The sequence below is a fragment of the Actinophytocola sp. genome (assembly GCF_036378875.1).
Lineage (GTDB): Bacteria > Actinomycetota > Actinomycetes > Mycobacteriales > Pseudonocardiaceae > Actinophytocola.
Window position 1 is genome coordinate 19,332 of sequence record NZ_DASUVO010000077.1, and the last position, 9,457, is coordinate 28,788.

The 9,457-nt window shown below is 67.5% G+C and carries 9 protein-coding genes; 6 read left to right on the plus strand and 3 right to left on the minus strand.

The window, feature by feature from the left end; genetic code table 11:
- Positions 1-103 precede the first annotated feature (103 nt).
- Both ku and VF106_RS22670 read right to left on the minus strand, forming a co-directional pair.
- A complete protein-coding gene (gene ku, locus VF106_RS22665) occupies positions 104-988 on the minus strand; it encodes a non-homologous end joining protein Ku (RefSeq protein WP_330841798.1) in 885 nt (294 codons plus the stop codon).
- A gap of 60 nt (positions 989-1,048) precedes the next feature.
- Positions 1,049-1,360, minus strand: coding sequence for a hypothetical protein (locus tag VF106_RS22670; RefSeq protein WP_330841799.1), 312 nt, complete (start codon positions 1,358-1,360; stop codon positions 1,049-1,051).
- A 138-nt stretch (positions 1,361-1,498) separates the two neighbouring features.
- Between VF106_RS22670 and VF106_RS22675 the strand changes: the two genes are divergently transcribed.
- The 5 genes from VF106_RS22675 (at position 1,499) to VF106_RS22695 (ending at position 7,548) form a co-directional block, all read left to right on the plus strand.
- On the plus strand, positions 1,499-2,506 hold the full coding sequence (locus VF106_RS22675) for a LacI family DNA-binding transcriptional regulator (protein WP_330841800.1): 1,008 nt from the start codon (positions 1,499-1,501) through the stop codon (positions 2,504-2,506).
- Between the two features lie 273 nt (positions 2,507-2,779).
- A complete protein-coding gene (locus VF106_RS22680) occupies positions 2,780-4,123 on the plus strand; it encodes an ABC transporter substrate-binding protein (RefSeq protein WP_414639044.1) in 1,344 nt (447 codons plus the stop codon).
- A gap of 26 nt (positions 4,124-4,149) precedes the next feature.
- Positions 4,150-5,058: a carbohydrate ABC transporter permease gene (locus VF106_RS22685; RefSeq protein ID WP_414639045.1), complete on the plus strand. Its 909-nt coding sequence runs from the start codon at positions 4,150-4,152 to the stop codon at positions 5,056-5,058.
- Entirely contained in the window at positions 5,055-5,924 is an 870-nt protein-coding gene (locus VF106_RS22690; RefSeq protein WP_330841802.1) for a carbohydrate ABC transporter permease, read from the plus strand. The genes VF106_RS22685 and VF106_RS22690 overlap by 4 nt, the downstream gene beginning before the upstream one ends.
- Before the next feature lie 4 nt (positions 5,925-5,928).
- Positions 5,929-7,548 carry a glycoside hydrolase family 13 protein gene (locus tag VF106_RS22695; protein ID WP_330841803.1) on the plus strand — a complete coding sequence of 540 codons (1,620 nt, stop codon included), beginning with the start codon at positions 5,929-5,931 and terminating at the stop codon, positions 7,546-7,548.
- On the opposite strand, the gene VF106_RS22700 is transcribed toward VF106_RS22695, so the two are convergent.
- Positions 7,518-8,204: an SDR family oxidoreductase gene (locus VF106_RS22700; RefSeq protein WP_330841804.1), complete on the minus strand. Its 687-nt coding sequence runs from the start codon at positions 8,202-8,204 to the stop codon at positions 7,518-7,520. The genes VF106_RS22695 and VF106_RS22700 overlap by 31 nt on opposite strands.
- Positions 8,205-8,408: 204 nt before the next feature.
- On the opposite strand from VF106_RS22700, the gene VF106_RS22705 reads away from it, so the two are divergent.
- The gene (locus VF106_RS22705; protein ID WP_330841805.1) at positions 8,409-9,239 is read left to right on the plus strand and encodes a LysR family transcriptional regulator; all 831 of its coding nucleotides are present in this window, start codon (positions 8,409-8,411) and stop codon (positions 9,237-9,239) included.
- Positions 9,240-9,457: the final 218 nt, after the last annotated feature.

A 9,457-nucleotide genomic window follows, 5' to 3' on the forward strand; every position in this document is an offset into this window, starting at 1 on the left:
GTTCGAGACGCATGTGCTCGCCGGCAGTCCCGGATGCGCGACGCCATGACATGCGTGAGGGGCCTGCCCGGAGGTTGTCCGGACAGGCCCCTCACTCGTCAACTCAGTGTTTGGTGGTCACGCGGCTGCGCCTCGCCTTCCTGGCCGCCGCCTTCGCCTTGGTCTTCGCTTCGGCGGCCGCCGCTTCCGCCGCGCGGGCGTCCTCCACACGCTGGCGTGGCAGGCGCTTGTCCGCGACCGAGTTGCGCAGCGCGCTCAACAGGTCGGCGGCGCCCTCCACCTGCGCCGACGCGGCCGGCTGCACCAGCTCGTTACCGTCGATCTTGGACCGCACCAGCGCGTTCAGGGCCGTGCGGTAGCTGTTCGTGTACTTCGACGGCGCGAACTTCTCCGACAGGGTCTCCAACAGATCGGTCGCCTCGTGCAGCTCCCGCTCGCTGATGGCGACCTCCTGGTGCAGGAACGGGAAGTCCGGCGTGCGGATCTCCTCCGGCCACAGCATGGTCTCCAGCACGATCACCTGGTCCCGCACACGCAGCACGGCCAGGCTCTCCTTCTGCCGAAGCGCGACCTTCACGACGGCGACCCGGCCGGACCGCTTCAACGCCTCGGTCAGCAACACGTACGACTTCACCGCGGCCGGCTCGGGCTCCAGGTGGTAGCTCCGCGCGAAGTAGATCGGGTCGATCTCCTCCACCTGCGCGAACGCCTGGACCTCGATAGCACGGGACGTCGGCAGCGGCAGCTGGGCGAAGTCCTCCTCCGTCAGCACCACCGTCTCACCACCCGGCAGCACGTACCCCCGCGCGAGCTCGGCGAGCTCCACCTCGGCGCCGTCGACCTCACACACCCTGCGGTGCCGCACCCTTCCGCCGTCGGTCACGTGCACGTGGTGCAGGCCGGTGCCCTGCTCCTCGGTGGCGCCGTAGGCCTTCACCGGGATGCTCGCGAGACCCAACCTGATCGTGCCGTTCCAGACGCTTCGCATAGACGAACCTCCCATTCGCGGACATGTTCTATTCTACGCCGCAAATGTGGCTCTGACCAGCTAAAAGGTCGTTTCGTTAGCAACGGATTCGAACAGCTGTCCACCTGCTGCGAGCGCCTCGGCGGCATGGGAGGACGCGGCCGCGGCGGCGCGGAGGACCTCGACGAGTGCCGCCCGTTCCTCGGTCACCGGCCCGCGTGCGAGCCGTCCGGCGAGCGTCCGCAACGCGGTGGCGATGTGCTCCTGACCGGCGACGATGTCGTCGACGGCCTCGGCCATGTCGGCGATGGGGAGTTCGGCGCCGGCGAGTGTCTCGGCGCACGTCGCGAGATGGGCGGTCACGACGGTGGCCGGCAGCGCTGCGTCCGCCAACCCGACCACCTCCCGGCAGCATGGTGCCACCCCCGTCGACCGGGGCAGGGTCGACACACCGGTCAGGCCGGCATTCGCTCACGGCGGGTCACGCAAGCCGCTGCAAGTCCTTGCAAGAACTGCTCTAGAATTGCAAGCATGGCGCAACGACGGCTCTCGGAAGTAGCCAAGAAGGTGGGTGTCAGCGAGGCGACCGTGAGCCGGGTGCTCAACGGGAAGCCGGGGGTCTCCGAATCCACCCGGCAGGCGGTGCTGACGGCACTGGACGTGCTCGGCTACGAGCGGCCGACGCAGTTGCGGGGTGAGCGGGCCCGGCTCGTCGGGCTGGTGCTGCCCGAGCTGCAGAACCCGATCTTCCCGGCACTCGCCGACGTGGTGGGCAGTGCGCTAGCCCAGCAGGGTTTCACGCCCGTGCTGTGCACCTGCACCGGCGGAGTGTCCGAACCGGACTACGTGGAGTTGCTGCTGGCACAACACGTTTCCGGCGTCGTGTTCGCGGGCGGCAGCCACGCGGAGGAGGATTCCGACCACGAGCACCACTACGAGCTGGTGCGCCGCAAGCTGCCGGTCGTGCTGGTCAACGCGTCGATCGACCTGGAGTACCCGGTGGTGTCCTGCGACGACGCGGTCGCCGTCGAGCAGGCGTTCGGCCACCTGGTCGCACTCGGCCACCAGCGGATCGGCCTGGTGCTTGGCCCGCGCGACCACATCCCGTCGCGCCGCAAGCTGGCCGCGTTCCGGCAGTGCGCGGAGCGGATCGACCTCACCGTCGACGAGCGCAACGTCGGCCACACCCTGTTCTCCATCGAGGGCGGCCAGGCGGTCGGCACCCGGTTGGTGCAGAACGGCGTCACGGGCGTGATCTGCGCGAGCGACCCGCTCGCGCTGGGTGTCATCCGCGCGGTGCGCCGCTTGGGCAAGAAGACCCCCGAGGACGTCTCGGTCATCGGCTACGACGACTCGGCCCTCATGACCTGCACGGACCCCCCGCTGACCACGGTCCGCCAACCCATCGAGGCCATGGGCCGAGCCGCGGTAGACCTCCTGACCAGCCTCATAGCCGGCACCGAGGTCACCATGGAAGAACTCCTCTTCGAACCAGAACTGGTAGTCCGCGCCTCAGCAGCCCCGGCCTCCCGCCCCTAACCGCGCGTGTCCAACACTCCAGACCCCTGAGTTCAACAAAACCGCTGACCAAGCGGTAAGTCGGTTTGTTGAACTCTGCGGTCCACGACGTTGGACACGCGGGTCCTGTGCGTTGGACACGCGACCAGAGGGGCAGTCGGGATTTTGCGGTTGCCTGTTCGTCTCTTGCGTCAATTCGTTCTGCCGTCCTATGGTGTTGGACACCTTTCTTGAGTGGTGCCCGGCTGAAGGGGTGCGAGAACGATGGAGTCCCGAACACTCAGACGTAGATCGTTGAGCCTCTTACTCGCCCTGGGCTTGGGCGTTGGCCTCGGTGCGTGTGGCGAGAGCACGGACGGCGCCGGCGCGGACGGCACGATCACCATCACCGTGAACGGTCAGCCGCCGAAGACGCAGCCGTTCGAGCGCAGGATCTTCGACGAGGACGTGGCCGAGTTCGAGCGCACGCACCCGGACATCGACATCCAGCCCCGCGAGGGGTTCATGGACCCGAAGACGTTCAGCACCAAGCTCGCCGGCGGCCAACTGGAGGACGTCTTCTACGTGTACCTGACCGACCCGGCATCCCTCATCGCACGGCGCCAGGCCGCCGACATCACCGACTACGTCAAGGACGTCCCGCACTACGACGAGCTGCAACCCACCCTCAAGCAGATCTTCACCCGCGACGGCCGGGTCTACGGCCTGCCGACCGCGAACTACTCGATGGGCCTGCTGTACAACCGCACGCTCTTCACAAGAGCCGGGCTCGACCCCAACCAGCCACCGACCACCTGGGCCGAGGTCCGCGACGCCGCCAGGAAGATCACCGCGCTCGGCGACAACACCGTCGGTTTCGCCGAGTACAGCAAGAACAACCAGGGCGGCTGGCACTTCACCGCATGGATGTACTCGGCGGGTGGCGACGTCGCGAAGCGGGACGGGAACCGCTGGGTCGCGGACTTCAACAACGCCAACGGAAAAGAGGTCGTCCAGACCCTCCACGACATGCGCTGGACCGACAACACCATGGGCGACAAGCAACTCCTGGTCATCGAGGACGTCCAGCGGATGATGGGCGCCGGTCAGCTCGGCATGTACCTCGCCGCGCCGGACAACGTGCCCGTGCTGGTCAACCAGTTCAAGGGGAACTACGCCGACTACGGGCTCGCGCCGCTGCCCGGCGGTAACGGCACGCTGATCGGCGGCGAGGGTTACATGATCAACCCGAAGGCCTCGCCGGAGAAGATCAGGGCCGGACTGCGGTGGATCTCGTGGAAGTACCTGAACCCGGACCGCATGGAGTCCGACATCAAGCGCTACGCCGAGCAGGACCAGCCGATCGGTCTCCCCGTCTCCCCACCGGCCGGCTCGGCCGACATCTGGACCGGCGGACCCCGCGACCAGCAGAACACGCTTCTCGCGCAGTACGCCACGGTCCCGGTGGAGAACTACCAGAGCTATGTCGACGGCCTTGCCGACATGGACAAGAAGATCGAGCCGCCGAACGCGCAGCAGGTGTACGCCGCGCTCGACAACGTGATGCAGGGCGTGCTGACCAACGAGGACGCGGACATCGACACACTGCTGTCCGACGCGGAGTCCAAAGTGAACTCGGCGCTGGCACAGGTCAAGTGACCGTCACCGCCGTGCGGACGCCGGAGCTGGCGTCGGTCCAGGGTCGGTCGACCCGCGGGCCGGCGCGGCTTCGCCGCAAGGTCACCGAAAACCTGACCGCGTACGGTTTCCTGTGTGCGGCACTCGTCTGCTTCGCGTTGTTCTCCTGGTACCCGATCATCCGCGGCATCCTGCTGAGCTTCCAGCAGGTCAACTTCGTGACGCCCGCGGAATGGGTGGGCTGGCGGAACTTCGAGACGCTGTTCAACGACCCGCTCTTCGGTATCGCCTGGCGCAACACACTTCTGTTCACCGGGCTGGCACTGGTGATCGGCTTCGCGATCCCGTTCGCGGTGGCGATCGTGCTGAACGAGCTGCGGCACGCGAATGCCTACTTCCGCCTGGTGGTCTATCTCCCGGTCATGCTGCCACCGGTCGTCGTGGCGATCCTCTGGAAGTGGTTCTACGACCCGGGTCCCGGCCTGTTCAACAGCATGCTGCGCACGGTCGGCCTGCCGCCGCTGGCGTGGCTGAACTCGGCCGACACGTCGATGCTGTCGCTGGTGCTCGTCGCGACATGGGCCGCGATGGGCTCCGCGACGCTGATCTACCTGGCGGCACTGCAAACCATCCCCGGCGAGCTGTACGAGGCGGCCGAACTGGACGGCGCGAACCTGTGGCAGCGCCTGCGGCACGTCACGATCCCGCAGACCAGGTTCGTACTGCTGGTCATGATGCTGATGCAGATCGTGGCGACCATGCAGGTGTTCACCGAGCCGTACGTGATGACCGGCGGCGGGCCGGAGGACTCGACGGTCACCGTCCCGCTGCTGCTCTACCGCTATGCCTTCTTCTACGACGACTTCGGCACGGCGAGCGCGCTGAGTCTGCTGCTCTTCCTCGCACTGGGCGCGTTCTCCGCGTTGTACCTCCGTCTCACCCGGAGCGTCTCATGAGGACACTCGTGTCGCCGTGGGCACTCAGGACCAGACGCGGGAAGACGATGTACTGGTTGGTCTTCGCGCTCGTGCTGGCACTGTTCACGCTCGCGTTCGTCGTGCCGCTCGTCTGGATGCTGCTCGGCGCGATGAAGTCCGCGCCGGAGCTGGCCAGGAACCCGCCCACCCTCCTGCCGGAGAGGTTCGACACCGGCGCGTACGCCGAGGCGTGGAACTTCATGGACCTGGCCAAGTACTTCACCAACACCGTGATCATCGCGGCTGGCGCGTGGCTCATCCAGCTCGCCGTGCAGGTGCCGGCCGCGTACGCGTTGTCCAAGCTGCGGCCGGTGCTGGGCAAGTGGATCCTGGCGCTGATGCTGGCGACCCTCATGCTCCCGGCATCCGCGTTGCTCGTGCCGACCTATCTCGCGATCACCGAAGTGCCGATCTTTGAGGTGAACCTGGTCAACTCACCAGCCGCGATCTGGCTACCGGCCGCCGCGAACGCGTTCAACATCTACCTGCTGAAGCGGTTCTTCGACCAGATCCCGACCGATCTCCTCGACGCGGCACGGATCGACGGCGCTGGCACAGTGACGACGATGGCGAGGATCGTGCTGCCACTGTCCCGCCCGATCCTCGCGGTGGTCTCGATCTTCTCGATCGTGGCGGCGTGGAAGGACTTCATCTGGCCGCTGCTCGTGCTGCAGAACCCGGATGTGCAAACGCTTTCGGTGGCGCTGCAACGCTTCGAGCCGGACACGCCGATCAACCTCATGCTCGCGGGACTGGTGATCGCCAGCGTGCCGATGGTCGTCGCGTTCCTGATCTTCCAACGGCAAATCCTCGCCGGCCTCACCGCCGGCAGTCTCAAGGGGTAGGCGATTGACACACAACTGGTGGCGTGGCGCCGCGATCTACCAGGTCTACGTGCGCAGCTTCTCGGACGGCGACGGCGACGGGACCGGTGACCTCGCCGGCGTGCGCTCGAAACTCCAGTACCTCGCGGACCTGGGGATCGACGCGATCTGGTTCAACCCGTGGTATCCGTCCCCCATGGACGACGGCGGCTACGACGTGTCGGACTACCGGGACATCGAGCCGTCGTTCGGCACGCTCGCCGAGGCCGAGAAGCTGATCCAGGAGGCCCACGACCTCGGCATCCGGATCATCATCGACATCGTGCCGAACCACTGCTCCGACGAGCATCCGTGGTTCACCGCGGCGGTCGCGGCCGGCCGGGACTCGCCAGAACGCACACGGTTCTGGTTCCGGGACGGCCGGGGCGACCAACCGCCGAACAACTGGCAGTCCCGCTTCGGCGGCTCGGCGTGGACGCGGATCACCGAGCCAGACGGCACGCCGGGCCAGTGGTACCTGCACCTGTACAGCTCGCGGCAGCCGGACCTGAACTGGACGAACCCCGACGTGCACGCGGAGTTCGCGGACATCCTGCGGTTCTGGTTCAACCGGGGCGTCGACGGCTTCCGCATCGACGTGGCCGACGGCCTGGTCAAGCAGGAAGGACTGCCGGAGGTCGTCGACCCGAACGGCCCGCTGCCCTACTCGGATCTCGACGGCGTGCACGACATCTACCGGGAGTGGCGCCGCATCGCGGACTCCTACCCCGACAAGCGGGTGTTCGTCGGCGAGATGTGGCTGCCGGACCCACAACGGTTCGCGATGTACCTGCGTCCGGACGAGCTGCATTCGGCGTTCAACTTCGACTTCCTGTCCTGCCCGTGGGACGCGGCGCGGCTGCGGGAGGTGGTGGACGCGACGCTGGCCGCGCACGCGCCGGTGAACGCGCCGGCCACGTGGGTGCTGTCGAACCACGACGTGACCCGGCACGTCACGCGCTACGGCCGCGCCGACACGTCCTTCTCGTTCGCTGACCGGCAGCACCAGGCGCCGACCGACCCGCGGCTAGGCACCCGGCGCGCCCGCGCGGCCGCGCTACTGGCAATGGCCCTGCCCGGCGGCGTGTATGTCTACCAGGGCGAGGAGCTTGGTCTGTCCGAAGTGGAGGACCTGCCTGACGACGTACGCCAGGACCCGGTGTTCGCACGCACCGCCGGCAGGGACATCGGCCGGGACGGCTGCCGTGTTCCGTTGCCGTGGGCGGGATCCACGTCGCCGTACGGTTTCAATTCGACCGGCGTCGAGCCGTGGTTGCCGCAACCGGCCGACTGGGCGGCGTCCACGGTGGAGGCGCAGACCGGCGAGCCTGGCTCGATGCTGGAACTGTACCGGTCCGCGCTTCGGTTGCGCCGCACGGAACCCGCGCTCGGCGACGGCACGCTGACGTGGCTGTCTGTTCCTGGCGCACTCGCCTTCGCCCGCGACGAGACGTTCGCGTGCCTGGTCAACCTCTCGATGGCGACCGTGCCGTTGCCGCCGAACACCGATGTTCTGCTGGCGAGTGGCCCGCTCGACGGTGGTCTGCCGCCGGACACCGCGGTGTGGCTACGCACTCACCAGGCGATGACGCCGTTGTCGTCGTAGAAGCCGCCGGTCGGACCGTCGTCGCCCAGGGTCGCCATCTCCACCGCGATGCGCGCACCCTGGGCGGGCGTGCGGACACCCTGGTGGTGGTTGAGATCGGTGGCGCAGTAGCCGGGGCAGACGACGTTGACCTTGATCGGCGTGTGCTTCAGTGCCTTGGCGTACATGAGGGTGACGGCGTTGAGCGCGGTCTTCGACGGGCTGTAGCCGACGGCGGTCGGGTAGTCGTCGGCGGCGAACATGCCCGTGAGCGACCCGGTAATGCTGGACACGTTGACGATCCGGCCGTGCTCGGACGCGCGGAGCAACGGCAGCATGGCGTCGATGACGGTGATGACGCCGAACACGTTGGTCTCGAACGCCTTCCGGACGTCGTCGAGGTGGACGCTACCCGGTTCCTGCGCGCGGCCGCCGCCGACGACACCGGCGTTGTTGACGAGCACGTCGAGGTGCTCGAGCGAGGCCGCGGCGCGGCGCACCGACTCCTGGTCGGTCACGTCGAGCTGGACGAACCGGGCACCGGTGTCGGCGGCGGCTTTCTCACCGCGTTCGGTGTCCCGTGCGCCGAGGTAGACGGTCATCCCCGTGTCGAGGAGCTGTTTCACGATCGCGAGGCCGATCCCTTTGTTGGCCCCGGTCACCAGTGCTGTGGTCATGACTGTTCCGCCTCCCCGGAATTCAGTGTTCTGGTTGCGTTGGGGACGAATGGTTCTGTTTGGTCACGTACTTGTGGCTGGCTCGCGTCACGTTCCCCTGAGGTGCGGTAGCGAGTTGGCACAGGGAGTGTCATGCCTTCAGCAAACCTGCGGCGTCCGGTCGCGGTCCAAGACCAGCTGGGTCGGCAGCGATACTCTGTAGGTATGGATTCGCGGGAGCTTCGCTACTTCGTCGCGGTGGCCGAGGAACTGAACTTCGGCCGTGCCGCGAACCGGCTCGGCATCGCACAACCCCCATTGTCCCGGGCGATCCAGCAACTGGAGCGGCGCATGGGCGTGACGTTGTTGGCACGCTCGAGCCGCCAGGTGTCGCTGACGCCGGCGGGCGAGGTGCTGCTGCACGAGGGTCGCAAGGTGTTGACGGCCCTCACCGCGGCCGAACGCCGCACGCGACGAGCAGGCGCGGAACGCCTGGTACTGGCCATGAAGGCGAACAGCGACGGCGGCCTGCTGGAGAAGATCCTCGCGGCCTACGATTCCGAAGTGGACCTGCTGATCTGCGGGATCGGCGAGCAGGAAACGCTGCTACGCGAGGGCCAGGCGGACGCGGCGCTGCTCCGCCTCCCGCACGACGACCCGGAAGGCCTCGCGTACGAGGAACTGCTGACCGAGCCGGACGTGGCGGTACTCCCCCGCACCCACCGCCTGGCCGACCGCGCGTCACTGACCATGGCCGACCTGGCGGACGAGGTGTTCCCGCAGTGGCCCGGCTACCCACCCACGGGCAGCCCCGTCGTCCGTGACAGCGCCCAACTGCTGCAACTGATCGCGCTGGGCCGCACGATCGCGGTGCTTCCGGCATCGACGGAGCGAACCCTACGAGCGGAACTGACCTGCGTCCCAATAGACGACGCCCCAACGTCCACATTGGCCATAGCGTGGCCAGAAGACTCCCGCTCACAACCACTGGCGGCCCTGGTAGCAGCCGCAATCGAATGCGCAGAGCGGCCTCCGGCCCCCCGAGTTCCAGCCTAGCCCCAAGCACCGACAAAACCGGCCCCCACAACCCGAGTTATCCACACCCCACGCGCGCCCAACCCCCAGAACCCGCGAGTCCAACAAACTGAACACGCGAGTCCAACGCCCGCGACCGGCGAGTTCAACCGTCAGAACCCGCGAGTCCAACGCCCAGGACCCGCGAGTCCAACATCCAGGACCCGCGAGTCGCGCGTTCAGCCCCCGCGAGTCGCGCG